Below are 24,994 nucleotides of genomic sequence, written 5' to 3'. Positions count from 1 at the left end.
GCGTCCAGACCATGACTCGTGACAGCGCCTCCCCCATCCTGGTCGCCGACATCGGCGCCACCAACGCCCGCTTCGGCCTGATCGACGGGCGCGTCATCCGCGAGGTGCGGATCCTGCGCTGCGCCGAGTATCCGTCGCTGGAGTCCGCCGCCTCGGCCTATCTGGCGGCGGTCGGGCTGGCGGAGACGGGGACGCCGGGCCGCCCTCGGCGCGGCGCCTTCGCCGTGGCCGGGCCGGTCACCGGCGACCACGTCGCCATGACCAACCTCGTCTGGGAGTTCTCGACCGGCCGGGTGCGCGACGCGCTGGGGCTGGACGGGCTGGCGGTGATCAACGACTTCACCGCCGTCGCGCTGTCGGTGCCCCGGCTGGACGCGGACGACCGCCGGCAGGTGGGCGAGGGCGCGCCCAGGCCGGGCGGGGTGATCGCGGTGCTGGGGCCGGGCAGCGGGCTGGGCATGTCCGGACTGATCCCCGGCGCGGACGGGCGCTGGTCGGCGCTGTCGGGGGAGGGCGGCCACGTCACCATGGCCCCGATCAGCGACCGCGAGAGCGCCGTGCTGGGCCAGCTCCGCAAGCGATTCCAGCACGTCTCGGCTGAGCGCGTGCTGTCGGGTCCGGGGCTGGTCAACCTGTTCGAGGCGCTGTCGATCCTCGACGGGCGGGAGCCGGCGGTGCTGACCCCGGCGCAGGTCACCGAGTCGGCCATCGCCGGCAACAACCCGCATTGTGTCGAGGCGGCGGAGATGTTCTGCGCCATGCTGGGCACGGTGGCCGGCAATCTGGCGCTGACGCTGGGCGCGCATGGCGGCGTCTACATCGCGGGCGGCGTGGTGCCGAAGCTGGGGCCGCTGTTCACCCATTCCCGCTTCCGCAAGCGCTTCCTGGAAAAGGGGCGGATGCACGACTTCCTGGCGCCGATCCCGACCTACGTCGTCACCCACGAGCTGCCGGCCTTCCTGGGTCTGGCCGAGGCGGCGGGGGCGGTGTGAGGCAGGGACGCCGACATAGCCCTCTCCCCCCCAGGGAGAGGGTTGGGTGAGGGGGACGCATGGCGACCGGCAAACATAGGAAATCGCTCAGCGTTTTTCTTCCGCCCTACCGGGCGTAACGCCCCCTCACCGGCCCTGCGGGCCACCCTCTCCCCGGGGGAGGAGAGGGTTATGCCCAGCACCTGCGCGGGGATGAGAATGGGAGCGGGGCTTCAGAACCTATCAAATGTTAGCGCTTTCACGCGATTGACAGGCCAACCTCCCATCTCCGCGAATTTCCATTCCGCCCGCGTAATATCAGGCATGATCCGGACAGAAGGCGTCCAACGCTTGTCTTAACGATCCGCCTGCGAAATCATCGGCTATGCGGTTTCGTCAGGACGGTTCCAAAGGTTGCGCTCCGTTATAGTCGCAAAGCGCGGTTGTCCTTAATGGCACGATAAGCCGTCCTAGACCACGCGACCGTCTTGTGTCCCAACGATTGGGACGATAGAAGGGCGCACCAGCGGCACGCCGGTCAAAAGCGTTGACCACGCCCGACCGGAGCCGGACGACCATGGGGCGAGCGAGGATGTCTGCGATGTCGAGCCAGGGCGAGAGCAAGTGGGTCTACACCTTCGGGGCCGGCGCCACCGAAGGGCGGGCCGATATGAAGAACCTGCTGGGCGGCAAGGGTGCCAACTTGGCCGAGATGGCCAATCTGGGCCTGCCGGTTCCCCCCGGCTTCACCATCACGACCGAACTCTGCACGCATTTCTATGCCAACGGCCGGGCCTATCCGCCCGAGCTGAAGACGCAGGTCGCCGATGCCGTGGCCCGTCTGGAGGCCGCGATGGACGCCAAGTTCGGCGAGCCGGCCAACCCGCTGCTGGTCTCGGTGCGCTCGGGCGCGCGGGCCTCGATGCCGGGCATGATGGACACGGTCCTCAACCTCGGCCTCAACGACGCCACGGCGCGCGGCCTGGCGCTGCGCTCGGGTGACGCGCGCTTCGCCTACGACAGCTACCGCCGCTTCATCCAGATGTACTCCAACGTCGTGCTCGACGTGGACCACCATCACTTCGAGGACATCCTCGACGGCCACAAGCGCGACAAGAACTACAGCCTGGACACCGACCTCACCGCCGCCGACTGGCAGAGCGTGATCGAGGACTACAAGAAGGCCGTCGAGCGCGAGCTGGGCACGCCCTTCCCGCAGGACGTCCAGGAGCAGCTGTGGGGCGCCATCGGCGCCGTCTTCGGCTCGTGGATGAACGCGCGCGCCATCACCTACCGCCGCCTGCACGACATCCCGGCCAGCTGGGGCACGGCGGTCAACGTGCAGTGCATGGTGTTCGGCAACATGGGCGAGGATTGCGCCACCGGCGTGGCCTTCACCCGCAACCCGTCGACCGGCGAGAACGCCTTCTACGGCGAATACCTCGTCAACGCCCAGGGCGAGGACGTGGTGGCCGGCATCCGCACGCCGCAGCACCTGACCGTCGCCGGCAAGATCGCCAACAAGTCCGACCTCCCCGCCATGGAGGAGGTCATGCCCGACGTGTTCAACCAGCTCAACGAGGTGCGCCTCAAGCTGGAGCTGCACTACCGCGACATGCAGGACATCGAGTTCACGGTCCAGCAGAACAAGCTGTTCATGCTCCAGACCCGCAACGGCAAGCGCACCGCCCCGGCGGCGCTGAAGATCGCCGTCGATCTGGCCAATGAAGGCGTGATCGACCGCAACGAGGCGATCAAGCGCATCGACCCGGCCTCGCTCGACCAGCTGCTCCACCCGACGCTCGACCCCAAGGCCGACCGCAAGGTGATCGCCAAGGGCCTGCCGGCCTCGCCGGGCGCCGCGTCGGGCAAGGTGGTGTTCACCGCCGACGAGGCCGAGCAGATGGCCGGCGTCGGCGACGCCGTCATCCTGTGCCGCATCGAGACCTCGCCCGAGGACATCCACGGCATGCACGCCGCCCGCGGCATCCTGACCAGCCGCGGCGGCATGACCAGCCACGCGGCCGTCGTGGCGCGCGGCATGGGCCGCGCCTGCGTGTCGGGCGCCGGCGACATCCGCATCGACTACAAGAACAAGCTGATGGCCGTGCGCGGCGTCACCGTCAAGGAAGGCGACATCGTCACCATCGACGGCTCGACCGGCGAGGTGATGCTGGGCGAGGTGCCGACGATCCAGCCGGAGCTGTCGGGCGACTTCGCCACGCTGATGGGCTGGGCCGACGGCATCCGCCGCATGAAGATCCGCACCAACGCCGAGACCCCGCTCGACGCCCGCACCGCGCGGAAGTTCGGCGCCGAGGGCATCGGCCTGTCGCGCACCGAGCACATGTTCTTCGACCCGGCCCGCATCCTCGCCGTCCGCGAGATGATCCTGGCCGAGAGCGAGGAGGGCCGCCGCACCGCGCTGGCCAAGCTGGAGCCCTTCCAGAAGAAGGACTTCGTCGACCTGTTCACGATCATGGCCGGGCTGCCGGTGACGATCCGCCTGCTCGACCCGCCGCTGCACGAGTTCCTGCCCAACACCGAGCAGGACATGGACGAGGTCGCCAAGGCCACCGGCACCGACCCGCTGCGGGTGCGCCACCGGACGATCCAGCTCCACGAGGCCAACCCGATGCTGGGGCATCGCGGCTGCCGCCTCGGCATCACCTACCCGGAAATCTACGAGATGCAGGCCCGCGCGATCTTCGCGGCGGCGGCCGAGGTCTCCAAGATCAGCGGCGAGACGGTGACTCCCGAGGTGATGATCCCGCTGATCATGACCAAGAAGGAGTTCGATATCCTCAAGGCCGTGATCGACAAGGCCGCCGCCGAGGTCAAGGCCGCGACCGGGCAGAGCTTCGAGTATCTGGTCGGCACGATGATCGAGCTGCCGCGCGCCGCGCTGCGGGCCGGCGACATCGCGGAGACGGCGGAGTTCTTCTCCTTCGGCACCAACGACCTGACGCAGACCACCTTCGGCCTGTCGCGCGACGACGCCGGCGCCTTCCTGCCGGAGTACCAGCGTCAGGGCATCCTGGAGCACGACCCGTTCCAGACGCTGGACGCCACCGGCGTCGGCGAGCTGATCGACCTCGCCGCCCAGCGCGGCCGCGCGGTGCGTCCGGACATCAAGCTCGGCATCTGCGGCGAGCATGGCGGCGACCCGGCCTCGATCTCCTTCTGCGAGTCGATCGGGCTGGATTACGTGTCCTGCTCGCCCTACCGCGTGCCGATCGCCCGTCTCGCCGCCGCCCAGGCCGCGCTGAACAGCGATACGGTCAAGCGGGACTGAGGACGGCGGCGTTTCTCTCCGTCATGCCCGCACCAAGCGCGGGCATGACGGAATTGAAACATTCGGACGCCGGGTTTTCCTTTAATTTCCTGGTGTGCGCAACACGCGCAAAGAAGCCCTTTCCCATTGCTGGGAAAGGGCTTTTTCGTTATCCGGCTCGACTTGAAAAGGTTAATCGGGACCTTATGTTTCCCCCTAATGTTACAACTTTGAAACTCGCCCATCTTGTCGTTGGAACCGGAACATCAGTGTTCGAGAATGGGAGAGGGATGAGGCGATGGTCGAGGTTTTGGACGATCCGGCCCGCGTCGCGGTGTTGACGGAGGCGCTGAAAAGCCTTCTGAACGACGACACCGGCGCGAAGGACGGGCAGCTCGCCGTACGCGCCGCCGTGGTGGCGGTCCACAGCGGGACCCGCAGCTGGAGCGTCGGTCTGGCGCGGTCCGGCTCCTCGGTGCTGAAGCCTCCGACGGCCCATCGCGGCCTCGTCTACAGCCTGACCAAGACGATCCTCGCCGCCGCCGTCCTGCGTCTGGCCGCGCGCGGCGTGGTGGAGCTGGACGCGCCGGTGGGGCGCTGGCTGCCCGAACTGGCCGCGCGTCCGGTTCCGGTGACCCTCGCGCAGATCCTGGCCCACCGGGCCGGGCTGCCGGATTACGGCGGGCGGGACGATTACCACTGGGCCGTCGCCGCCGCCCTGGAGCCGTGGAGCGACGACGAGTTCCTCGCACGCTGCGGCGTCGAGGGGGGACCGGTCGGTGGCTTCGCCTATTCCAACATCGGCTACCTGCTGCTGAAGCGGCTGCTGGAGCGGGCCGGCGGCCTGCCGCTGGCCGATCTGCTGCAAGCCGAGGTGTTCCGTCCGCTGGGGCTGGCCTCCGCGACGCTGCCGCAGGAGCGGGACGATCTGGCGAGCCTGCTGTTCGGGCCGAGCCCGCAATTCCCCGATCGGACCGTCGCCGAGCGCTACCACCCCGGCTGGGTCGCGCATGGCGTCGCCGCGATGACGGCGGCGGACGCCGCGCGCTTCGTCCATGGGCTGTCGATGCCGGGCTATTTGCCGGCCGAGTTGCTCGTCCGCATGCGCGACGGCCTGCCGGTCAACGCGCCGATGACCGGACGGCCCTGGGTCGAGCCGGGCTATGGGCTGGGGCTGATGGTGGAGCGCGACCCGCTGGCCGGTCCCTATTGGGGGCACAGCGGGGGCGGGCCGGGTGTCAGCGCCGCCGCCTATCACTTTCCCCAGGACCAGCCGCTGTCGGTCGCCGTGCTCACCGTGGGCGAGGACGTGGCGCTGGCCGAGTGGATGGCGGTGGAGGCCGCGCACCGCCTGCGCTGACGCCGGTTGCGTCCACGCCCATTGCGTCGACGCTTGTCCATGTCCGTCGCGTGCCCATTTCTCAGACAGGGGACAAGCCTGCCCCATGGGGTATAGGCTTGCCGCAAGTGCCGCCCGAGAGCGGCCGGCTGAAAAATGAGCATGGGAGCAACGCGCATGGGTGAAGCGGCCCGAAGACTGCCCGATTATCCGTGGATCTCGTCCTACCCGCCCGGCGTCGACTGGGCGATGCCGATCCCGGCGCTGCCCCTGCCGGCGCTGCTGGACGAGGCGGTGGCGCGGCATGGCGACAATCCCTGCCTGAACTTCCTGGGCAAGACCACCAGCTACCGCGAGGTCGGGCGGTTGGTGGAGCGCGCCGCGCGCGGCTTCCAGGCCGCCGGGGTCGGGAAAGGCACGCGGGTGGGGCTGTTCCTGCCCAACACGCCCTATTACGTCGTCTGCTTCTTCGCGATCCTGAAGGCCGGCGGCACGGTGGTGAACTTCAACCCGCTCTACGCCGAGCGCGAGCTGGCCCACCAGATCGAGGACAGCGCCATCGACCTGATGGTCACGCTGGACCTCAAGCTGCTCTATGGGAAGATGGAGCGGATGCTGGCCGAGACGCGGCTGAAGCGTCTGGTGGTCTGCCGCATGGCCGACATCCTGCCCTTCCCGAAGAACTGGCTGTTCCCCATCGCCAAGCGGGCGGAGATCGCCAAGATCCCGTCCGACGACCGCCATCTGTCGTTCTCGAGCCTGATCGCCGGGAGCGGGCACGCGACCCGCGTCTCCATCGACCCGACCCAGGACGTGGCGGTGCTGCAATACACCGGCGGCACCACCGGCGTGCCCAAGGGCGCCATGCTGACCCACGCCAACCTCTACGCCAACACGGTGCAGTGCGCCACGTGGTACGAGGCCAAGGAGCGCGCGCAGGGTCAGGACCACAGCGGCCAGGAAAAGCTGCTCGGCGTGCTGCCGCTGTTCCACGTCTTCGCGATGACGGCGGTGATGAACTTTGGCCTGCGGCTGGGGGCGGAGATCATCCTGCTGCCGCGCTTCGAGCTGGACCAGGTGATGGAGACGCTGGCGAAGGAACGCATCACCCTGTTCCCCGCCGTGCCGACGATCTACACCGCGATCAACCACCACAAGCGGCTGGCCGAGTACGATCTGTCCTCGATCCGCTTCTGCATGTCGGGCGGCGCGCCGCTGCCGCTGGAGGTCAAGGAGGCGTTCGAGCGCACCACCGGCTGCACGCTTGTGGAAGGCTACGGCCTGTCGGAATCCTCGCCGGTCGCCACCTGCAACCCGGCGGTCCTGCACCCGGCGAAGAAGGGCTCCATCGGCCTGCCGCTGCCCGGCACCGTGATCGAGATCGTCAGCCTGGAGGAACCGCGCCGCGTCCTGCCGCCCGGCGAAAAGGGCGAGGTCTGCATCCGCGGGCCGCAGGTGATGAAAGGCTATTGGAACAAGCCGTCGGAGACGGCGCAGGCCCTGGTGGACGGCCGCCTGCACACCGGCGACGTCGGCATCATGGACGCGGACGGCTACACCACCATCGTCGACCGCATCAAGGACATGATCCTGTGCAGCGGCTTCAACGTCTACCCGCGCAACGTCGAGGAGGCGATCTACCTGCACCCCGCCGTCGCCGAATGCGTGGTGGCCGGCGTTCCCGACGACTATCGCGGCCAGACGGTGAAGGCCTATGTCCGGGTGGACGACGGCAAGAGCCTGACCGCCGACGAGCTGATCGCCTTCCTCAAGGACAAGCTGTCCCCCATCGAGATGCCCAAGCAGGTGGAGTTCCGGGGCGAGCTGCCCAAGACGATGATCGGCAAGCTGTCGCGCAAGGCGCTGCTCGACGAGGAGGAGCGCAAGCGCGCCGGGGGGCAGGCATGACGGCCGCCGTTCCGCGCAAGGCGGTGCGCGCCTGGATCTCCGGCAAGGTGCAGGGGGTGTGGTACCGCGGCTGGACGGTGGAGACGGCGGGTGCGCTCGGCCTGTCGGGCTGGGTGCGCAACCGCTCCGACGGTTCGGTCGAGGCGCTGTTCGCCGGGCCGCCGGACGCCGTGGACCGCATGCTGGAAGCCTGCCGGCGCGGCCCCTCGGCGGCGGTGGTGCGCGCCGTGACGGCCGAACCCGCCAGCGACCCCGGCGAAGGGGGCTTCGAGCAGCGCGGGACCGTGTGAGGGGTGCGTTAGCGATCCACTAACCATAAGGGCGGCATGCTGAGCAGGCGTCTTCGCCAAGGCGGTGAAGACTGAAAACCAACAGGCCGGTTTCCATGTCCGCATCCGCCTCTTCCTTCCCGCTTTCTTCTCCCTCTCCCCCGGGGGGAGAGGGGGACGTTTCCCAGGCGCGCGCGCCGTTTTCACAACCCTCGCCCTTCTTCTCACCCTCCCCGCCGCCGCCGGGCCGATGGACCGCACGGAGCCGGGCCACCTGTCCCCGGTGCCGCCCGGCCGCGACCTGCCCATCGCGCCGCCGCTGGTCGCCTACCCGCTGCCGCCGCAATGGATGACGATCCGCTCCAACGAGGACTGGCGCAAGGCCGGGAAGTTCGAGAAGGATCTCAGCAAGGACTGCGCCGCCCGTCGCTTCCGCGAGCTGATACCGATGCGGTTCCGCGCCTATTTCAAGGGCGAGGTGCTGAGCGTCGCCTTCGGCCACGGCCTGAACCTGTACGATTCCGGCAAGAAGGCCGACCGCACGCTGATCTACCTGTTCCGCAACGGCAACTCGACCGCCTGCACCGTCCAGTCGATGACCAACCAGGACGCCCGTCTCCTGAACAACGCCCCGTCGGCGGGCGGCGCCAAGAAGTAGTCTAGACCTCCACCTTCACCTCCTCCTCCTCCTCTCCCCGCAGCGGCCCGCCGAACACGGAGGGCCACGCGGCGATCAGCGCCGAATCGACGTCTTCCATCGTCACCGGATGCCCGAGCGCCACCATCGACGTCACGCCGTGCTCGTTGATGCCGCAGGGCACGATGCCGCCGAAATGGCTCAGATCCGGCTCCACGTTGATCGCGATGCCGTGGAAGCTGACCCAGCGCCGCACCCGTACGCCGATGGCGGCGATCTTGTCCTCCTGCCCCTTGAGGCCGCCGTAGGGACCCTTGTCCACCCAGATGCCGACGCGGCCCTCGCGCCGCTCCCCCTTGATGGTGAAGGAGGCCAGCGTGGCGATGATCCAGGCCTCCAGGTCGCGGACATAGGCGCGGATGTCGGCGCCGCGCGCCTTCAGGTCCAGCATGACGTAGGCCACGCGCTGTCCCGGCCCGTGGTAAGTGAATTGTCCGCCGCGCCCGCTGCGGTAGACCGGGAAGCGGCCGGCGTCGAGCAGATCCTCGTCCCGCGCGCTGGTGCCGGCGGTGTAGAGGGGCGGGTGTTCCAGCAGCCAGACCAGTTCGGGCGCGGTGCCGGCGCGGATCGCCTCGACGCGGGCCTCCATCGCGGCCATCGCCTCGGGGTAGGGGACCGGGTCGTCGGAGATGAGCCACTCGACCGGTTGGCGGGCTGGTTGGCTGGCCGGTTGGTCGGGCGGCGGGTTGGCGGGCTGGCGGAGGGCGTCGCTGGCGGAGGGCGGAGTGGTCATCGCGGGAAAAATCAGCCTGTCGTCGTTTTTCTTCGATAAGGACGATTGTAACGCTTGATCGACCATCGGGAAGCTGATATCTACCCGCTCCACCCGATGAGGCGCGCGAGCGAGCGTCGGGGCTACCAAATGATGCGGTCATGGCGGAATTGGTAGACGCGCAGCGTTGAGGTCGCTGTGGGGCAACCCGTGGAAGTTCGAGTCTTCTTGACCGCACCATAATCCCAAGCGATTGGGACACTCCGAAAAGCCCGCAGGTCTCCGACCGAGCGGGCTTTTTCGTACCCGCGATCCGCCGGGCGCGTCGCCATGCGGCGTGGGCTGGAAAATCAAGGCCCGCCCGCCGCAACCGTCCCTTGACCATCGATCCGGCGTCTGCAAGAAAATTAAGACCCTGATCGAACTTGGTTCCGCCCGTGACCACGCCGACGACCGCGCAGACGGTTCCCTTCCGCCGCTTCTCGACGGATTTTCTCCCGGAAATGGACCGTTTCGGCGCGTGGCGGGAAGCCATGACGTCGGTCTACGAGATCGCTCCGCTGGAGGACGAGGCGCGCCGGCGCTTCGCGGGCACGGCGACCAGCGCCCATTTCGGGCCGCTGATCGTGGGCACGATGGACGTCGACGCGCTGGCCTATCACCGGTCGCCGGCAAAGATCCGCTCCGACCACATGGACCACTTCATCATACGGTTGGACGGGGCCGGCGCCGCCGGCAACGCGTCGGATGAAATCCTGGTCAAGGACATGGGGCAGCCGCTCGCCCTGCCCTCGATGCGGCTTCAGGGCGCCTGCGTGATCGTGCCCCGCGACGTCATGACCGGCCTGCTACCACGGGCCGACGCCCTGCACGGGACGCGGCTGGGCGGCGTCATGGGGCAACTGTTGGCCGACCACATGCGCGCGTTGGCCCGCGCCGCGCCGGCCGCGACGGTGGCCGACGCCCCGCATGTGGTGCACGCGATTCGCGGCATGCTCACCGCCTGTCTGGTCCCCACCCACGACCGCCTCGTGCAGGCGAGACCGCAGATCGCCGCGACCCTGATGATGCAGGCGCGGCGGTACATCGACGCGCATCTGACGGATCCGGGGCTTTCGCCGGAGCGCCTGTGTCTGGCGTTGGGGCTGTCGCGCTCGGCGCTCTACAAGCTGTTCGAGCCGCATCAGGGCATCGCGCGCTACATCCAGGGGCGGCGGTTGCTGCGGATCCGCGACCTCCTGTCCGATCCCACCGAGCGTCGGCGCATCGGCGAGATCGCCTTCGCCTTCGGCTTCACCAGCGAGGCGCATTTCAGCCGCAGCTTCCGTCGTGCCTTCGGCTGCGCGCCGTCGGAGACGCGTGAAGGGGCCGCGACCGCCCCCGCGAGAATCGGGCAGCCGGGGAATGGCCCGGTAACCGTCACCGGGCAGTTTCCGGACTGGCTGCGGCAGCTTCGCGCCTGAGGCGCGCAGGCATCGGCCGCCGGGCCGCGCCCGCCGCCCGTTCAGCGGAATTCGATGTAGGGATCCAGCGCGGCGCGGCGCAGGGACTTCATGACGTGCGGCGACGCGCCGATGGCGACGATGTGCCCGTTCGCCTCGCGGCAGCGGTTGGCCAGGATGAACAGCATCCCGATGGCCGCCGAATCGATGAAGGTCACGAAGCGCAGATCCAGCGGCACGATCGGGCGCGCGGCGAAGTTCCAGTCGCCCAGCATGGCGTGGAATCGCGGCCCGTCCTCGTAGGTGCAGCGGCCGGACAGCAGGATGCCGTCCTGTCCATCCACGTCGGTGAAGGCGTACTCCATGCGGGTTCCCGGAACGAAGACATGTGAATGCCCAAGATGGGAGCACGAAGCCTCCCGGCGGCGCAAGACCGCGATCCCATCAATTTGCAACGAATACCGATAAATTTGTTGGCTCATCCAAGCAGCGGATGCCGGGCCGGGCTGGACAAACGAAACGGGCGCCTATATCTGGTGGGCGCCTCCGGCCGGACCGTCCATACGTTCCACCGGGTTTGATCCGACAACCTCGCAGCCCCCGACGACGCCGCCCGTCCGTCCACATGGCAACGCCAGGGGACGAGCGCCATCGCCTCGGCGTTGCCATCGTTCCGAAGGGAGGGTGTCGCCATGCGCGCCGACCCCCAGAAGCCGAACCTTCCGCTCCCCGCCCCGGCGACCCGCGACGAGGCCGAGGACGAACGCCGCTACGGCGTCGAACCGGAGTTCGTGGACGAGATCGTCACGCTGCTGCGCGCCCGCGAACGGGACGCGGTGCGGGCGCTGCTGGACGACCTGCACGCCGCCGACATCGCCGACCTGATCGAGCAGGTCGATTCCGCCGAGCGCGACGAGCTGATCGAGATCCTGCGCCCCGGGTTCGACGGCGAGGTGCTGTCCTACCTGAACCCCGACCTGCGCGAATCGGTGGTCGAGCGGTTCGAGCCTCGCGAACTCGCCGCCGCCGTCGCCGAACTGGACACCGACGACGCCGTCGACCTGATCGAGGATCTCGACGAGGAGACCCGTGCCCAGATCCTGGCGAACCTGCCGGACGAAGACCGCGCGCTGGTTCAGGAGAACCTGACCTACGACGAGAACACCGCCGGCCGCATGATGCAGCGCGATCTGGTGGCGGTGCCGGAATTCTGGACGGTGGGCAAGACCATCGACCACATCCGCGCCGCCACCGACGACCTGCCGGAGGATTTCTACGACATCTTCGTCGTCGATCCGCTGCACCGTGTGGTGGGCGCGGTGCCGTTGTCGCGGATGCTGCGCCAGCGCCGCACCGTGCGCATCGCCGATCTGGTGACCGACGAGGTCGACACCATCCCCGCCACCATGGACCAGGAGGAGGTCGCCAACCTCTTCCGCCAATACGCGCTGGTCTCCGCCCCGGTGGTGGATTCCGCCGGGCGGCTGATCGGCGTCATCACCGTCGACGACGTCGTCCACATCATCGACGAGGAGGCCGAGGAGGATCTGCGCAAGTTCAGCGGCTCGGGCGACACCGGCGTGTTCAGCGGCATCGCCGACATCGCCCGCGCGCGGGTCGGCTGGCTGACCGTCAATCTGGCGACGGCCTTTCTCGCCTCGGCGGTCATCTCGCTGTTCGAGGGCACCATCGAGCAGATCGTCGCGCTGGCGGTGCTGATGCCCATCGTCGCCTCGATGGGCGGCAACGCTGGCACGCAGACGCTGACCGTCGTCGTCCGCGCGCTGGCGACGCACGAGCTGTCCTCGGCCAACGCCCTGCGGGTGGTGGGCAAGGAACTGCTGGTTGGCTTGACCAACGGCGCGATCTTCGCGGTGATGGTGGGGGTGATCGCGCTGATCTGGTTCGGGCCGATGATCGGCGTCGTGATCGCCTGCGCCATGATCATCAACATGGTGGTGGCCGGGCTGTGCGGGGCGCTGATCCCGCTGGGGCTGGACCGCGTCGGCGTCGATCCGGCGGTGGCGAGCGTGGTGTTCCTGACCACGGTCACCGACGTGGTCGGCTTCTTCGCCTTCCTGGGGCTGGCCTCGGCGATCCTTCTGTGATGCGGAAACGATCCGCCGGCTGAACGATTTTTCCTTGCAAAAACCGGAGCGGAGCGGAACTATCCGCGCATTGGCTTGGGGTGCCGCGCAACCGTCGCGCGGCTGAGATCAGACCCATCGAACCTGTCTGGGTAATGCCAGCGAAGGGAGCCGTTGCATGGTCCATGCACCGCATCCGCGTTCATCGCGTTCCGTTTTGCCGTCCGTCGCCATATTGGGGGCCGGCTGCATCGGCCTGTCCGTCGCCTGGAGGCTGGCCGCCGCCGGCTGCTCCGTCGACGTCTTCGATCCCGGCGAGGCCGGGCGCGGCGCCACGCACGCCGCCGGCGGCATGCTCGCCGCCTGCGTCGAGACCGAACCCGGCGAGGAGAGCCTGTTGCCGCTGACCCGCGCCTCGCAGGCGCTGTGGCCCGGCTTCGCGCAAGAGCTGGAGGAGGCCAGCGGCCTGTCCGTCGATCTTCGGACCGAAGGCACCATGGTCATCGCGCTGACCGCCGACGACGCCGCCAAGGTGCGTTTCCTGCACGGTTTCCAGCGCGACCTCGGCCTGCCGGTGGAATGGCTGGGCGGGGCGGAGGTGCGCCGCCGCGAGCCGTACCTGCAACCCGGCGTGGCCGGCGCGTTGTTCTGCCGCGAAGACCATCAGGTGGACAACCGCAAGCTGGCCGCCGCGCTGATCCGCGCCGCGCGGGCGGCGGGGGCGCGGATCCACGAGCGTTGCGACCGCCCCACCCTGGTGACCGCGCAGGGCCGCGCCGCCGGGGTCCGGGTCGGCGACGTCACCGTCTCCGCCGACCGGGTGGTGCTGGCGGCGGGCGCCTGGTCGGGCGGGGTGGAGGGCTTGCCACCCGTGGCGAAGCCGCCGGTGCGGCCGGTGAAGGGGCAGATGCTCTGCCTGCGCATGGACGCGCGGCTGCCGCTGCTGCGCCACGTCGTGTGGACGCCCGGCACCTACCTGATCCCGCGCCTGGACGGGCGCCTGCTGATCGGCGCCACCACCGAGGAGCGCGGCTTCGACGACCGGCTGACGGCGGGCGGCCAGTTCGCCCTGCTGGAGGGCGCGTGGCGCGCCCTGCCCGGAATCGCCGAGCTGCCCATCGAGGAGAGCTGGGCCGGCTTCCGCCCCGGCAGCCGCGACGACGCGCCGATCCTCGGCGAATCGGCGGTGGAGGGGCTGATCCACGCCACCGGCCACCACCGCAACGGCGTGCTTCTGACCCCGGTCACCGCCGACGGCATCGCCCGTCTGGTTCTGACCGGGGAGACCGACCCGGTGATGCGGCCCTTCGCCGCCGACCGCTTCGCCCCGCAGGGAGCCGCTGCGTGAGCGCCGCGTCGATCCGCGTCAACGGCCGCGAGGAGCCGCTGGCCGCCGGCTCCGTCGCGGAGCTTCTCGCCGGCCGGGGCATCGCGGAGGGCGCGCGCGGCGTGGCCGTGGCGCTGAACGGCGCCCTGCTGCCGCGCCGCCGCTGGACCGAGACCGGTCTCGCCCCCGGCGATTCCCTGGAAATCGTCCGCCCGATCCAGGGCGGCTGAGGACACACCCATCATGACCGACCGTTTGACCATCGCTGGGCGCGACTTCGACTCGCGCCTGTTCCTCGGCACCGCCGGCTACCCGAACCAGCAGGTCATGCTGGACTCGCTGGCGGCGAGCGGCACCGAACTCGCCACCGTGGCGATCCGCCGCATCAGCCTGGACGGCTATTCCGAAAGCCTCGTCGACGTGCTGGGAGACCGCGTCGCGCTGCTGCCCAACACCGCCGGCTGCCTGACCGCGAAGGAGGCCGTGCTGACCGCGCAGTTGTCGCGCGAGGCGCTGGACACCCCCTGGATCAAGCTGGAGGTCATCGGCGACCGTGAGCTGCTCTACCCCGACGTGGAGGAGCTTCTGCGCGCGACCGAGGAACTGGTGAACGACGGCTTCGTCGTGCTGCCCTACTGCAACGACGACCCCGTGACCTGCCGCAAGCTGGCCGATCTCGGAGCGGCGGCGGTGATGCCGCTGGGGGCCTTCATCGGGTCGGGGATGGGCATCCGCAACCCGCACGCCATCGAGACGATCTGCGCCCGCAGCCCGGTTCCGGTGGTGCTGGACGCCGGCATCGGCACCGCGTCGGACGCGGCCCGCGCGATGGAGCTGGGCTGCGCGGCGGTGCTGCTCAACACGGCGGTGTCGAAGGCGCGCGATCCGGTGCGGATGGCGGCGGCGATGCGCGACGCGGTGGCCGCCGGGCGCGGCGCCCATGGGGCCGGGCGCATGCCGGTGCGCGCTTTTGCCGAACCCTCCAGCCCGCAGCTTGGCTTGATCGGAACGTAAGCCTGTCGCAAGGTGTCGGCATATCAACACCTTGCGGAAGGACATCCCTTGAGCGCCACCTTCGAACCGCGCGATCCCGACTGGGAGGCGCGCTGCCTTGCGTCCTTCGAGAAGCAGCCGATCTGCAAGACGCTCGGGATCGAGCTGACGGGGGTGGAGCCGGGGTTCTGCGAGATGCGGATCCCGTTCCGTGCCGACCTGACCCAGCAGCATGGCTTCTTCCACGCCGGCATGGTGTCGATGCTGGCCGACAACGCCGGGGGCTACGCCGCCTACTCGCTGATGCCGGCGGGGGCAGAGGTCCTGGCCGTCGAGTTCAAGATCAACCTGATGGCGCCGGCCAAGGGCGACGTGATGGTCGCCCGCGCCCGCGTGGTGAAGTCGGGGCGCACCCTGACGGTCTGCCAGATCGAGGTTGCGATGATCGACGGCGGGGTGGAAAAGGACTGTGCGTTGATGCAGCAGACCACCATTTGCCTCCTGCCGACATGATCGGCCGCATCATCGGGGAAAAGGGGATCATCATGCCGTCGCCGCGTCTGTCCGCCGTGCTTGCCGCCGCTGCCGTTGCCGGCGTCGCCGCCATCGCCGCCGCCCCGGCGCAGGCGAAGGAGCCACCCGCCTGCGCCGCCGTTTCCTTCCGCACCATCGCCCCCGGCGGGCCGGACGGGCAGCAGGATGCCGGGCTCTACAAGTCCCGCTTCGGCAAGATCGAGATCAAGACCGACGTGAAGGGCGGGCAGGGCACCAACTACGTCATGGTGTTGAACGGCAAGACGATCGAAGGGCCGGCCAATCCGCCCAAGCTCTCCGAGAGCTGCCTGAAGTCCAAGCACGTCAAGCTCCCCTTCGCCAAGCAGCCGGCGGGAAGCTGCACCGGCAGCCGTTTCCGCGTGGTCATCGACCGTTCGGGCGGCAAGGCGGTCGCCGCCTTCTTCGGCCTGCAGGGCGAAGACTGGGCCTATTGCAGCGCCACGACGCTCTGAGGCTTTACGCAAGTCCAACCACGGTTGTCCCCTCTCCCGCTTCGTGGGAGAGGGGACAACCGTGGCTCCCTACAGCGCCAGCGCGCGGATGCCGTCGCGCAAGGTCTGGCGGGCGGTGTCCGCCTCGGCGCGGGCGACGGTCAGGTCGCGGGCCAGCGCGTCCAGCCGGTTCTCCGCCTCGCCCATCTTGGCGAGCGTCCGCTTGTGCAGGTCGCTGCCGGCGGGCAGGGCGGCCAAATTGGCGCGCAGGCGGTTCTGCTCGTCGATCTGGCCGGTGCGGTCGCGCTCCACCTCGGCGATGCGGCGCTCCTTCCCGGCGACGGCGGCGCGCAAACCCGCCAGCTTGGTCAGCGCCTCGCGCAGGTTTGCCGGCAATTCCTGGGACGCGGCCTGGACCGTCAACTGGTCGGCGGTCAGGTCGGACAGGGCGATCCGCTCCTGGCGCGGACGCTCCAGCGCCGCCGTCAGGGTCACCGTCTTCCCGGCGGGCACCGCCAGCGGCAAGCGGTAGGCGTTGGCCGTCGCGTCGGCGGCGGCACCGGCCGGTTCGGCCAGATCCCAGCCGGAACGGCGCGGGTGCTCGATCACCAGGGCGCGGTCGCCATCGGCGGCCCCCGACACGGTGTAGGTCGTGGTCTGCCGCTCGGTCACCGAGAGCAGCAGCACGCCGTCGGCGATGCTGGCGCGCGCCAGCCGCCGGCTCGGCTGCTCGGCGCGGTCGACGGTGACGGCCTGATCGACGGCGAAGGACAGCAGCCGGCTCTCCCCGGCCGGAAGCGTCGCCATGCGGGCGTCGCCGACATAGGCGGGCGCGTCGCCCACCGTCTCGTAGAAGGTCAGCAGGCCGGGCGGCAGCGCTGTGCCCGAATCGTTGCGCAGGCGCAACGACGCCAGCGGGTGGCGCGGCTGGGTGCCCGGCTGGTACAGCGCGACGCGCTCGGTCGGCAGCGCGCGGGCGGCGATGGGCATCATCAGCGTGCCGCCGTTGGGAACGGTGACCGGCTGCGGGTAGCGGAACAGCACCTGGGCGCTTTCCGCCGCGCTGGCCTCCGCGCTTTGCAAGGCGGCCGGCGGCGGGGGCGGGGCGTAGGGGGCGGCCTTCGCCAGCGGCGCCATAGCGCCGGCCATCGCCTCAGCCATCGGCGCCGGGGCCGCCGCCGGGCGGGGAGGCGCGGCTTCGTCCTGGACGGCGGCGCGCTGGCGGGCGAGTTCGACCGTGCCTTCGTCGGCGGTCGGCAGGACACGGCCCAGCACCTCCACCGGCACCTCCGGGCGATCGACGAAATAGGGGGTGTAGAGCGCTTGGCGCAGCGTGACCGGGTTGCCGGACACCACCGTCAGGTCGATGTCGCGCCATTCCTCCCCGCTGAGATTCTCCAGGACGGCCCAACCCTGCAAGGCACCGCTCGCCGCGCCGTTCGCCGCCCCGTCTTTTGCCGGAAGACTCAGCCGGTAGGTCGCCTTCCACAGCGGCGTCGCGGCGACGTAGGCGACGCGGATGGTGCGCTCTCCGGCGTTGCCGTTGCCCGAGGTGCGCACGGTCAGCCGCCGCCGCTCGCGCCGGCCCTCGTCGGCGACGGCGGTCAGCGCGGCGTCCAACTGCGCCTGCACGCGCGGATCGGTGAAGCGCAGCGCGTCGGCGTCCTCCAGCACCAGTTGACGCAACCCCTCGGCGGTCATCAGGCTGACGCGGTGGCGCGTCGTCGTGCCGCCGCCGTTGGGCAGTTGCACCGTCTCCTCGGTCACCGACAGCAGGCGCCCGGTCAGTTCGCGCGGGCCGCCGGCGCGGACCTCCGCCCCCTTCAGGGCGTTCAGCAGCGCGGCCGGCGAGGACAGGTCGCCGGGGGAAAAGGGCAACTCGCGGAAGGCGGTGTCCAGCGGCTCCGCCCCGGCCAGCCCAATGGTGCCGACGCCGCCACGGTCGTCGTAGACGACGACGCTCTTCAGCACGTCGTCCACCTGGTCGCGCCGCACCTCCAGGCTCAGGGCGGCGTCGCCGCTCACCCGCGCCTCGTACTCGAAATACCCGACGCCGCCGGTGGACAGCAGGACCCGCTTCAACACCAGGGCATCCTGGGCGAAGGCCGGGCCGGCGGCCAGCAGCAGGGCGGTGGAGGCGAGCAGGGCGGTGCGGGTCGTCATGGCGGCGTGTCTCCGTTTTGTTGAACCATCTGCGGTTGGATAGGCCCGGAATGGGGCGGGATTGGGGACGGGAGCAAAAACGAAAGGATTACCCCTCACGGGATGCCCCTATGACCTATGACCCCGCCCTGGGCGAAGGTGGTGCCGCCACTCTCCCTCCTCTCCCAATTTGGGCTTATGCGATTGTTAGAACGGTTTCCGACCTGATTTAACGGGGGTGGGCCATTGGGTGCGCTGCGGCACGAAAGAGAGATTCGTCCGGAACGCACCGCATCGAATGGTTCGCGGTGCGATCAATTGCGGAGCTGCTGCATCATGACTTGGTTTGCGAACCTGCCCATCGCACGAAAGCTGGCTCTGGCCTTCGCCAGTCTCATCGCGATCATTGCCATCGTCAGCGGTGTCACGGTGCAGACTCTCAGCACGATCCAGGCGAGCAACCGGGCAACATCCCACACGCTCGCGGTGATGGAGGCGGGACGCAACACGCTGGCCGCGATGATCGACCAGGAAACCGGTCTGCGCGGTTATCTGATCGCCGGGGACAAGGCGTTTCTCGGCCCCTTCACGCGCGGCCAGGAGCGCTTCACCCGCAACTTCGACGAGGCCAAGCGCCTGACCGCTGAAAATCCCGAACAGCAGCGCCGCCTCGACGAGCTGAAGCGCTCGGCCGATTCCTGGCGCACCCAGGTCGCCGAGAAGGAGATCGCCCTCATGGAGCGGCCGGAAACTCGCGCCAGCGCCAGCGAGTTGGAGGCCAAGGGGCTTGGCAAGGAGGCGATGGACAACGTCCGCAGCGTCGTCACCGATTTCCTGAAGGCCGAGAACACGCTGCTGGAGGAGCGCCGCGCGGAGCAGTCCGCCGCCTACACCACCGGTTACACCGTGACCATCGCCGGCGCGCTGCTGTCGGTGCTGGTCGCGCTCGTCGCCGGGGGGATGCTGACCCGCGCCATAGCCCGCCCGATCCGACTGATGACCGACTGCATGCGCCGTCTGGCCGGCGGCGACCGCGCCGTGACGGTTCCCGGCCTGGGCCGCCACGATGAAGTCGGCCAGATGGCTTCGGCGGTCGACGTCTTCAAGCAGAACGCCATCGAGGCCGACCGCCTGGCCGAACTCCAGCGCGCCGAGGACGCCGCGAAGGCGCGCCGCGCCCAGCGCCTGGAACAGGTGATGGCCGCCTTCGAAGGCAAGATCACCGGCGTCGTCCGCACCCTGACCGGCGCCGCGCAGGAGGTTCAGTCGGCCTCGGGCTCGCTGACCGCGACGGCGGACGCCACCAGCCGCCAGAGCACCGCCGTGGCCTCGGCCTCCGAGCAGGCCTCGGCCAACGTCCAGACGGTGGCGGCGGCGACGGAAGAGCTGTCCGCCTCCATCGTCGAGATCGGCAACCAGGTCCAGCAATCCACCCGCATCGCCGAACAGGCGGTCGAGGCGGCGGGCCGGGCCGGCGGCACCGTGCGCGGCCTGTCCGAGGCGGCGAACCGCATCGGCGAGGTGGTCGATCTCATCAACTCCATCGCCGGGCAGACCAATCTGCTGGCGCTGAACGCCACCATCGAGGCGGCGCGGGCCGGCGAGGCGGGCAAGGGCTTCGCGGTGGTGGCGAGCGAGGTGAAGGGCCTCGCCACCCAGACGGCGAAGGCCACCGGCGACATTTCGGCGCAGATCGCCTCGGTGCAGGACGCGACCCGCGACGCGGTGAGCGCCATCGTCGAGATCGACCGCGTCATCACCGAGATGAGCCAGATCGCCGCGACCATCGCCTCGGCCGTCGAGCAGCAGGGGGCCGCCACCCGCGAGATCAGCCGCAACGTCCAGGAAGCGGCGCGTGGCACCGAGGACGTGAACAGCAACATCACCGGCGTGACCCGCGCCGCCGTGGAGACCGGGGGCGCCGCCGCCCAGTTGAAGCAGACGGCCGAAGCCTTGGGCGCCGAATCGAGCCGTCTGAACCGCGAGGTCGATGGCTTCCTGGCTGACGTGAAGGCCGCCTGATTGGATTGTAGCGTTCCGGAGGGGGGGCCGAACACCGTCTCCGCTCGATCCGTCTGACCTCCTGTATGCCCAACGCAAAATGACCCGGCCGCCACCTTGGCGCCGGGTCATTCGCTTTTGGATCGTTCAGGCAAAACGGCGTGGGTTCAGCCACGGCTTCCCCACATGACTTTGCTCAGTGCCGGATCATCCCCGTTCGGGCAGCCAGAGTTCCATCATGTCCCGCCACAGGCTGGACGGCCGCATCGGATGGTGGGGCTCCGGCCGTGGATGGCATCCCCGCCCGGCCAAGGAACCCGCCAGCGGGCGCCGCCCGGCATCGGCGGCACGGTGCGACCGCTCCGGATGTGGCCGTTCCGCTCTCGCGGCCTCGCAGGGAGGCTTGCGCAACAGTCCGGACGACGGGGGCATGGCGGCGGATCGTCAGCCGCCGCGGCCGACCGAGTTGGCCGAATCGAGGTGGCGGCGCGCCTCCCCCAACAGCAGCCGGTGCCGCGCCAGAGTGTCGCGCATCGCCCCGTGATGGCCGTACACCCGCACCTCGTTCAGCAACCGGTCGGCCCGGTCCAACAGCGCCAGCCGTTCCAGGCAGTGATCGACGTTCGACATGACTCGCCTTGCCCCTCATGCATGGCGGGAGGCCGGATGGCTGTGGGCTTTCGCCCGCTCCCCTGATAGGAGGATTTAAACCACGGCGTGTGTCCGGTTAATGTCAGGGGAAGGATTGTTTGGTTTCACAAACCCGCTGGGACATTTCAGCCGATTCACGCGGGAAGGCGTTCCGGGCCGGCTGTTACGGAGTTGTAACGCATTGCGTGCCGTTTCCGCGTGGGCTAAGAAGAAAGGGGGAGGTATCACGCATGCATATTCTCGCGGTCGATGATGACGAGCCGGTACGGGAGCTGTTGGCGTCCTACCTGACGGCCGAAGGCTACCGCGTGACCACGGCCCCCGACACGGCCGCGGCGAAGCTGGCGCTCGACGGCGACCCGGTCGATCTGGTGGTGTGCGACCTGCGTCTCCCCGATGGCGACGGTCTGGGGCTGGTCCGCCAGATCCGCACCGAATCGCAGATCCCCGTCATCATCCTGTCCTCCAAGGACCAGGACGTCGACCGCATCGTCGGGCTGGAACTGGGCGCCGACGATTACCTGACCAAACCCTTCAACCCGCGCGAGCTCCTGGCGCGCATCAAGGCGGTGCTGCGCCGCGTCTCCGGCGAGGGGCGTCCGCCGCGCGGCGCCGACGAACTGCGCGCGGTGGTCCAGTTCGCCAACTGGGAACTCGACCTCACCGCCCAGCGCCTGCGTGGGCAGGAAGGACGCGAGGTCGAGCTGACCAAGGCCGAGTTCGGCCTGCTCGCCGCCTTCGTCAAGCGTCCCCAGCGGGTGCTGACCCGCGACCAGCTCCTCGATCTCACCCGCGCCGACGGGGCCGAGGTGTTCGACCGCTCCATCGACGTGCTGATCCTGCGCCTGCGCCGCAAGATCGAGGCGAATCCGAAGGAGCCGCGCATCATCAAGACCGAGCGCGGCGCCGGTTACGTGTTCGACGCCAAGGTCCGGGCGATCTGAGTCCCAAGCGGGCGGTCGACGGCCCGCCGCTGGACGCCATCCCCGCCGCGCGTTAGCCTTTCCGGAAAACCAGCCGGGAGGACACGCGCGTGCCGGACCCCATCGACTTTTATTTCGATTTCGCATCGCCCTACGGCTATTTCGCCAGCCTGCGCATCGACGAGCTGGCGGCGGCGCATGGCCGCACCGTCACATGGCGCCCGATCCTGCTCGGCGCGGTGTTCAAGGTGACGGGCATGAAGCCCAACCTGGAACAGCCGTTGCGCGGCGAATACCTGACGCTCGACGCCGGCCGGATTGCCCGGCTGCTCAATGCGCCCTTCACCTTCCCCGATTCCGCCCCGGTCAACGGGGTGGCCGCCTCGCGCGCCTTCTACTGGCTGGCGGACGAGCACCCGGAGCAGGCCAAGCTGCTGGCCCGTGCGCTCTACCACGCCCATTTCGCCGAGGGGCGGGACATCGGCCCGGCCGACACGGTGGCGGAGATCGCGGCGCGGAGTCTCGGCAGCCTGGGGATCGACCGCGCCGCCGTGTCCGCCGCCCTGCAGGACCAATCGGTGAAGGACCGCCTGCGCGCCGCGACCGACGAGGCGGTGGAGCGCGGTGTCTTCGGCTCCCCCTTCGTCATCGTCGACGACGAGCCCTTCTGGGGCTGGGACCGGCTCGAGATGGTGGACCGCTGGCTCGCCACCGGCGGCTGGTGACGCGGGGGGGCGGGGGCGGCCTTCCAATCCGCCCCCGCCGTTCATCGGCGCCTCAGTCCGGCCCGGAAGATCAATCCAGCCCAGAAAATCAATCCAGCAAAGTGTCGAGCCCGCGCCGCAGCCCCGGCTGTTCCCGCACCCGACGCACGGCCAGCAGCGTGCCGGCCACATAGGGCGCGGCGCTCGACCCGGCGTCGTGGCGGATCGACAGCCGTTCGTCCGGCGCGCCGAACAGCACCTCGCAGGACAGCACGAAGCCCGGCAGCCGCACCGCGTGGACCTGCGTGCGGCCGACCGTGGCGCCGCGCGCCTCCTGCGGGCCGATCAGGCTGCCGATGGGGCGGCTCGTCGGCTCCTGGCGGATGGCGGACAGCCGCTCGGCCAGTTCGCGGGCGGTGCCGCTCGGCACGTCTGGCTTCTTGGCCGAGGCGTAGTCGATGACCTCGACGTCCGGCACATGGCGCGCGGCGAGCAGGGCGAAGCGCTGCATCAGCGCCGCCGTGATCGAGTAGTTCCCCGCCGCGACCACCCCGACCCCGGCCGCCCGCGCGGCGGCGTCGATCTCCGCGTAATCCTCCCCGGTCATGCCGGAGGTGCCGACCACCACCGCCCGACCGGCGCCGATGGCGGCGAGCGTGTGCCCCTTCACGACGGTCGGGGCGGTGTAGTCGATCACCACATCGCTCGGCGTGGCGAGCGCCTCCTCCAGCGAAGCCACCAGCGTGACGCCCAGCGCCTCCGCGCCGACCGCGGGGCCGGCGTCCTGCCCGGCGTTCTGCCGTGCGACGGCGGCGGCGAGCGTCAGGTCGGGCGCGGCGGCGATGGCGCGCACCAGCTCCTTGCCCACCCATCCGGTGGCGCCGACCAGCGTGATGGAAATCGTCATGATCTTTCTCTCCCGTTGTCGAGGCGTTTTATCGAGGCGTCTGCGACGCTTTGCGACCCGGCAACCGGATCGCTCCGGTGCCGAGCGCGATGCCGACCAGTACGCAGGCAAGCCCCACGGCGTGGCCGACGGTGAAACTCTCGCCGAGAACGGCGACCGCCGCCAGCACCCCGGCGGCGGGAATCATGCCGGTGAACAGCCCGGCCCGGCTGGCCGGGACATGGGCGATGCCGCGCATCCACAGCACCACCGCGATCAGCCCGCCGGCCAGACCCGACACCAGGAACAGCGCCCAGATCCCCGCCGGCACCGCCGCCGGCTCGAACCCGCCGGCCGTCGCCCAGGCCGCCGGCCCCATCAGGACGGCGGAGATGACGTTGGCGAGAAAGGTCAGGGTCAGCGGCGCCACCCGGCCGCCCAGCCGACGCGCGAACACGCCGTACAGCCCCTCCGACACCACGGCGCCGAAGACCAGCGCGTTGCCGAGCACCGAATCGCTGGACGAGGCGGCGGCCTCCCCACCCGATTGCAGGTTCAGCGACAGGATGCCCAGCACCGCGAGCGCGATGGCGGCGAGGCTGCCTCCGCCGATCCGTTCGCGCAGGATCAGCGCGGCGCAGAGCGCGGTCATCGCCGGGATCGTGCTGGTCAGGATGCCGGCGGCGACCGCGCTGGTCTCCTTCAGGCCGAGCAGCAGGAAGACGTTGAACAGCACCATCCCGAACAGCGCCAGCAGAGTCAGGCTGGTCCAGTCCCGCTTGCCGCGTGGCCAGCCCGCCCAGCCGCCTTGGCGCAACGGCTTGGCCAGCACCATCGGCGCCAGCAGGATCGCGATCAGCATGAAGCGCAGCCACGCCGTCATCAGCGGCGGGATGTGGCCGATCACCAGCTTCGACGCCGGCAGCGACAGGCCGACGAGAATCATGGACAGGGCAAGCTGGGCGTAGGCGGCGCGCATGAAGACACTCGTGGGGCGGCGGTCGGGGAAAGGGTGGCAAGCCTCGACGCTCGTCAGGATTTCCGCAAGTGTGGCCTGCGCCGGCCCGGCATGCTGCGCTATGTTCGGGCCGATTCTCCTTCACCAACGCATCGATCATGCCCCTGCATCTCATCAAGCTCGCCGTCGGCGTCAACGATCTCGACCATCTGGCGGAGGTCCAGGACCGCCGCGCCGTCCTCGTGGACGGGCGCCCGCGCATTCCTCTCCACACTCGCCAGTTTCCCAAGCGCGCCGAGGAGATCCTGGCCGGCGGCTCCCTCTACTGGGTCGTCAAGGGCAGCGTCGCCGCACGCCAGCGGGTCCTGGCCATCGACAGCGGGGTCGACGGGGAAGGCCAAAGCTTCTGCACCCTCCAACTGGACGAGGAGCGGGTGCCGGTGGTGCCGACGGTCCACCGCCCGTTCCAGGGCTGGCGCTACCTCGCCCCGGACGCCGCGCCGCGCGATCTGTCGGAAGCCGGCGGGGCAGGGGATGAACTGCCCGCCCATCTCGCCGCCGAACTGCGGGCGCTCGGCCTTCTGTAGAGACCGCGCTTGACCGGCCGGATTGCCGCTTTCACGGAACCGACCAAAAAACTGAACAGGGACGCAAAAAAGGTGTTGCGCGGTTTGGGTTGGGGCGCCTATAACCCGCTCCACCGACGGGGCGGCGCTTCACGAAG

The 24,994-nt window shown here is 69.6% G+C and carries 23 protein-coding genes, 1 tRNA gene and 1 riboswitch; of the genes, 18 read left to right on the top strand and 6 right to left on the bottom strand.

Annotation, left to right across the window (positions count from 1 at the left end):
- The first annotated feature begins 11 nt into the window (after positions 1–11).
- The 6 genes from EJ913_RS26015 (at position 12) to EJ913_RS25990 (ending at position 8,419) form a co-directional block, all read left to right on the top strand.
- Positions 12–992, top strand: a complete 981-nt coding sequence (locus tag EJ913_RS26015) for a glucokinase (protein WP_127003433.1) — start codon at positions 12–14, stop codon at positions 990–992.
- Between the two features lie 580 nt (positions 993–1,572).
- Positions 1,573–4,266 carry a pyruvate, phosphate dikinase gene (ppdK, locus tag EJ913_RS26010; RefSeq protein WP_127003431.1) on the top strand — a complete coding sequence of 898 codons (2,694 nt, stop codon included), beginning with the start codon at positions 1,573–1,575 and terminating at the stop codon, positions 4,264–4,266.
- Between the two features lie 277 nt (positions 4,267–4,543).
- Positions 4,544–5,605 (top strand): serine hydrolase domain-containing protein, encoded by a 1,062-nt coding sequence (locus EJ913_RS26005; protein WP_127003429.1) that lies wholly within the window; start codon positions 4,544–4,546, stop codon positions 5,603–5,605.
- Positions 5,606–5,761: 156 nt separating this feature from the next.
- A complete protein-coding gene (locus EJ913_RS26000) occupies positions 5,762–7,492 on the top strand; it encodes a long-chain-fatty-acid--CoA ligase (protein WP_127003427.1) in 1,731 nt (576 codons plus the stop codon).
- Positions 7,489–7,782, top strand: a complete 294-nt coding sequence (locus tag EJ913_RS25995; protein WP_127003425.1) for an acylphosphatase — start codon at positions 7,489–7,491, stop codon at positions 7,780–7,782. The genes EJ913_RS26000 and EJ913_RS25995 overlap by 4 nt, the downstream gene beginning before the upstream one ends.
- Before the next feature lie 229 nt (positions 7,783–8,011).
- On the top strand, positions 8,012–8,419 hold the full coding sequence (locus EJ913_RS25990) for a hypothetical protein (protein WP_238521684.1): 408 nt from the start codon (positions 8,012–8,014) through the stop codon (positions 8,417–8,419).
- Between the two features lies 1 nt (position 8,420).
- On the opposite strand, the gene lipB is transcribed toward EJ913_RS25990, so the two are convergent.
- Positions 8,421–9,191 carry a lipoyl(octanoyl) transferase LipB gene (gene lipB, locus EJ913_RS25985; protein ID WP_127003423.1) on the bottom strand — a complete coding sequence of 257 codons (771 nt, stop codon included), beginning with the start codon at positions 9,189–9,191 and terminating at the stop codon, positions 8,421–8,423.
- A gap of 134 nt (positions 9,192–9,325) precedes the next feature.
- On the opposite strand from lipB, the gene EJ913_RS25980 reads away from it, so the two are divergent.
- Both EJ913_RS25980 and EJ913_RS25975 read left to right on the top strand, forming a co-directional pair.
- A tRNA-Leu gene (locus tag EJ913_RS25980) sits at positions 9,326–9,410 on the top strand.
- A gap of 197 nt (positions 9,411–9,607) precedes the next feature.
- Positions 9,608–10,633 carry a helix-turn-helix domain-containing protein gene (locus tag EJ913_RS25975; protein WP_127003421.1) on the top strand — a complete coding sequence of 342 codons (1,026 nt, stop codon included), beginning with the start codon at positions 9,608–9,610 and terminating at the stop codon, positions 10,631–10,633.
- Positions 10,634–10,674: 41 nt separating this feature from the next.
- Here the strand turns inward: EJ913_RS25975 and EJ913_RS25970 are convergent, their stop codons facing one another.
- Entirely contained in the window at positions 10,675–10,977 is a 303-nt protein-coding gene (locus EJ913_RS25970; RefSeq protein ID WP_127003419.1) for an STAS domain-containing protein, read from the bottom strand.
- A 327-nt stretch (positions 10,978–11,304) separates the two neighbouring features.
- Here EJ913_RS25970 and mgtE point away from each other — a divergent pair, with 327 nt between their 5' ends.
- The 6 genes from mgtE (at position 11,305) to EJ913_RS25940 (ending at position 16,026) form a co-directional block, all read left to right on the top strand.
- Positions 11,305–12,720: a magnesium transporter gene (gene mgtE / locus EJ913_RS25965; RefSeq protein ID WP_127003417.1), complete on the top strand. Its 1,416-nt coding sequence runs from the start codon at positions 11,305–11,307 to the stop codon at positions 12,718–12,720.
- Positions 12,721–12,786: 66 nt separating this feature from the next.
- A riboswitch (TPP riboswitch) is annotated at positions 12,787–12,885 on the top strand.
- Positions 12,878–14,047: a glycine oxidase ThiO gene (gene thiO / locus EJ913_RS25960; protein WP_127003415.1), complete on the top strand. Its 1,170-nt coding sequence runs from the start codon at positions 12,878–12,880 to the stop codon at positions 14,045–14,047. Its footprint overlaps the riboswitch before it by 8 nt.
- On the top strand, positions 14,044–14,256 hold the full coding sequence (gene thiS, locus EJ913_RS25955; RefSeq protein ID WP_127003413.1) for a sulfur carrier protein ThiS: 213 nt from the start codon (positions 14,044–14,046) through the stop codon (positions 14,254–14,256). The genes thiO and thiS overlap by 4 nt, the downstream gene beginning before the upstream one ends.
- A 13-nt stretch (positions 14,257–14,269) precedes the next feature.
- On the top strand, positions 14,270–15,040 hold the full coding sequence (thiG, locus tag EJ913_RS25950; protein ID WP_127003411.1) for a thiazole synthase: 771 nt from the start codon (positions 14,270–14,272) through the stop codon (positions 15,038–15,040).
- Between the two features lie 48 nt (positions 15,041–15,088).
- Entirely contained in the window at positions 15,089–15,532 is a 444-nt protein-coding gene (locus EJ913_RS25945; protein ID WP_127003409.1) for a PaaI family thioesterase, read from the top strand.
- A gap of 32 nt (positions 15,533–15,564) precedes the next feature.
- Entirely contained in the window at positions 15,565–16,026 is a 462-nt protein-coding gene (locus EJ913_RS25940) for a hypothetical protein (protein WP_127003407.1), read from the top strand.
- A gap of 69 nt (positions 16,027–16,095) precedes the next feature.
- Here the strand turns inward: EJ913_RS25940 and EJ913_RS25935 are convergent, their stop codons facing one another.
- Positions 16,096–18,168, bottom strand: coding sequence for a hypothetical protein (locus tag EJ913_RS25935; RefSeq protein ID WP_127003405.1), 2,073 nt, complete (start codon positions 18,166–18,168; stop codon positions 16,096–16,098).
- Between the two features lie 315 nt (positions 18,169–18,483).
- Here EJ913_RS25935 and EJ913_RS25930 point away from each other — a divergent pair, with 315 nt between their 5' ends.
- The gene (locus tag EJ913_RS25930) at positions 18,484–20,169 is read left to right on the top strand and encodes a methyl-accepting chemotaxis protein (protein ID WP_127003403.1); all 1,686 of its coding nucleotides are present in this window, start codon (positions 18,484–18,486) and stop codon (positions 20,167–20,169) included.
- A gap of 423 nt (positions 20,170–20,592) precedes the next feature.
- Here the strand turns inward: EJ913_RS25930 and EJ913_RS25920 are convergent, their stop codons facing one another.
- Positions 20,593–20,778 (bottom strand): hypothetical protein, encoded by a 186-nt coding sequence (locus EJ913_RS25920; RefSeq protein WP_127003401.1) that lies wholly within the window; start codon positions 20,776–20,778, stop codon positions 20,593–20,595.
- Between the two features lie 251 nt (positions 20,779–21,029).
- Between EJ913_RS25920 and EJ913_RS25915 the strand changes: the two genes are divergently transcribed.
- Both EJ913_RS25915 and EJ913_RS25910 read left to right on the top strand, forming a co-directional pair.
- Entirely contained in the window at positions 21,030–21,743 is a 714-nt protein-coding gene (locus EJ913_RS25915) for a response regulator (protein ID WP_127003399.1), read from the top strand.
- Between the two features lie 89 nt (positions 21,744–21,832).
- Positions 21,833–22,447 carry a 2-hydroxychromene-2-carboxylate isomerase gene (locus EJ913_RS25910; RefSeq protein ID WP_127003397.1) on the top strand — a complete coding sequence of 205 codons (615 nt, stop codon included), beginning with the start codon at positions 21,833–21,835 and terminating at the stop codon, positions 22,445–22,447.
- Between the two features lie 88 nt (positions 22,448–22,535).
- On the opposite strand, the gene dapB is transcribed toward EJ913_RS25910, so the two are convergent.
- The gene (gene dapB / locus EJ913_RS25905; RefSeq protein WP_127003395.1) at positions 22,536–23,333 is read right to left on the bottom strand and encodes a 4-hydroxy-tetrahydrodipicolinate reductase; all 798 of its coding nucleotides are present in this window, start codon (positions 23,331–23,333) and stop codon (positions 22,536–22,538) included.
- 28 nt (positions 23,334–23,361) lie between these two features.
- Entirely contained in the window at positions 23,362–24,291 is a 930-nt protein-coding gene (locus tag EJ913_RS25900; protein ID WP_127003393.1) for a DMT family transporter, read from the bottom strand.
- Positions 24,292–24,428: 137 nt separating this feature from the next.
- On the opposite strand from EJ913_RS25900, the gene EJ913_RS25895 reads away from it, so the two are divergent.
- The gene (locus EJ913_RS25895) at positions 24,429–24,857 is read left to right on the top strand and encodes a DUF1489 family protein (protein ID WP_127003391.1); all 429 of its coding nucleotides are present in this window, start codon (positions 24,429–24,431) and stop codon (positions 24,855–24,857) included.
- The last annotated feature ends 137 nt before the right edge of the window (positions 24,858–24,994 follow it).

Source organism: Azospirillum doebereinerae, assembly GCF_003989665.1.
GTDB classification, from domain to species: Bacteria; Pseudomonadota; Alphaproteobacteria; order Azospirillales; family Azospirillaceae; genus Azospirillum; species Azospirillum doebereinerae.
This window is presented reverse-complemented; position numbering and strand designations above follow the sequence as displayed.

What these genes read in the sequence shown, in the direction of transcription:
- EJ913_RS25895 (WP_127003391.1), top strand. Translation starts at nt 24,429, where the DNA reads ATGCCCCTGCATCTCATCAAGCTCGCCGTCGGCGTCAACGATCTCGAC.
- lipB (WP_127003423.1), bottom strand. Translation starts at nt 9,191, where the DNA reads ATGACCACTCCGCCCTCCGCCAGCGACGCCCTCCGCCAGCCCGCCAAC.
- thiG (WP_127003411.1), top strand. Translation starts at nt 14,270, where the DNA reads ATGACCGACCGTTTGACCATCGCTGGGCGCGACTTCGACTCGCGCCTG.
- EJ913_RS25995 (WP_127003425.1), top strand. Translation starts at nt 7,489, where the DNA reads ATGACGGCCGCCGTTCCGCGCAAGGCGGTGCGCGCCTGGATCTCCGGC.
- EJ913_RS25915 (WP_127003399.1), top strand. Translation starts at nt 21,030, where the DNA reads ATGCATATTCTCGCGGTCGATGATGACGAGCCGGTACGGGAGCTGTTG.
- EJ913_RS25990 (WP_238521684.1), top strand. Translation starts at nt 8,012, where the DNA reads ATGGACCGCACGGAGCCGGGCCACCTGTCCCCGGTGCCGCCCGGCCGC.
- EJ913_RS25940 (WP_127003407.1), top strand. Translation starts at nt 15,565, where the DNA reads ATGCCGTCGCCGCGTCTGTCCGCCGTGCTTGCCGCCGCTGCCGTTGCC.
- mgtE (WP_127003417.1), top strand. Translation starts at nt 11,305, where the DNA reads ATGCGCGCCGACCCCCAGAAGCCGAACCTTCCGCTCCCCGCCCCGGCG.
- dapB (WP_127003395.1), bottom strand. Translation starts at nt 23,333, where the DNA reads ATGACGATTTCCATCACGCTGGTCGGCGCCACCGGATGGGTGGGCAAG.
- EJ913_RS25935 (WP_127003405.1), bottom strand. Translation starts at nt 18,168, where the DNA reads ATGACGACCCGCACCGCCCTGCTCGCCTCCACCGCCCTGCTGCTGGCC.
- EJ913_RS25970 (WP_127003419.1), bottom strand. Translation starts at nt 10,977, where the DNA reads ATGGAGTACGCCTTCACCGACGTGGATGGACAGGACGGCATCCTGCTG.
- EJ913_RS25930 (WP_127003403.1), top strand. Translation starts at nt 18,484, where the DNA reads ATGACTTGGTTTGCGAACCTGCCCATCGCACGAAAGCTGGCTCTGGCC.
- EJ913_RS26005 (WP_127003429.1), top strand. Translation starts at nt 4,544, where the DNA reads ATGGTCGAGGTTTTGGACGATCCGGCCCGCGTCGCGGTGTTGACGGAG.
- EJ913_RS25900 (WP_127003393.1), bottom strand. Translation starts at nt 24,291, where the DNA reads ATGCGCGCCGCCTACGCCCAGCTTGCCCTGTCCATGATTCTCGTCGGC.
- EJ913_RS26000 (WP_127003427.1), top strand. Translation starts at nt 5,762, where the DNA reads ATGGGTGAAGCGGCCCGAAGACTGCCCGATTATCCGTGGATCTCGTCC.
- thiO (WP_127003415.1), top strand. Translation starts at nt 12,878, where the DNA reads ATGGTCCATGCACCGCATCCGCGTTCATCGCGTTCCGTTTTGCCGTCC.
- EJ913_RS25920 (WP_127003401.1), bottom strand. Translation starts at nt 20,778, where the DNA reads ATGTCGAACGTCGATCACTGCCTGGAACGGCTGGCGCTGTTGGACCGG.
- ppdK (WP_127003431.1), top strand. Translation starts at nt 1,573, where the DNA reads ATGTCGAGCCAGGGCGAGAGCAAGTGGGTCTACACCTTCGGGGCCGGC.
- EJ913_RS26015 (WP_127003433.1), top strand. Translation starts at nt 12, where the DNA reads ATGACTCGTGACAGCGCCTCCCCCATCCTGGTCGCCGACATCGGCGCC.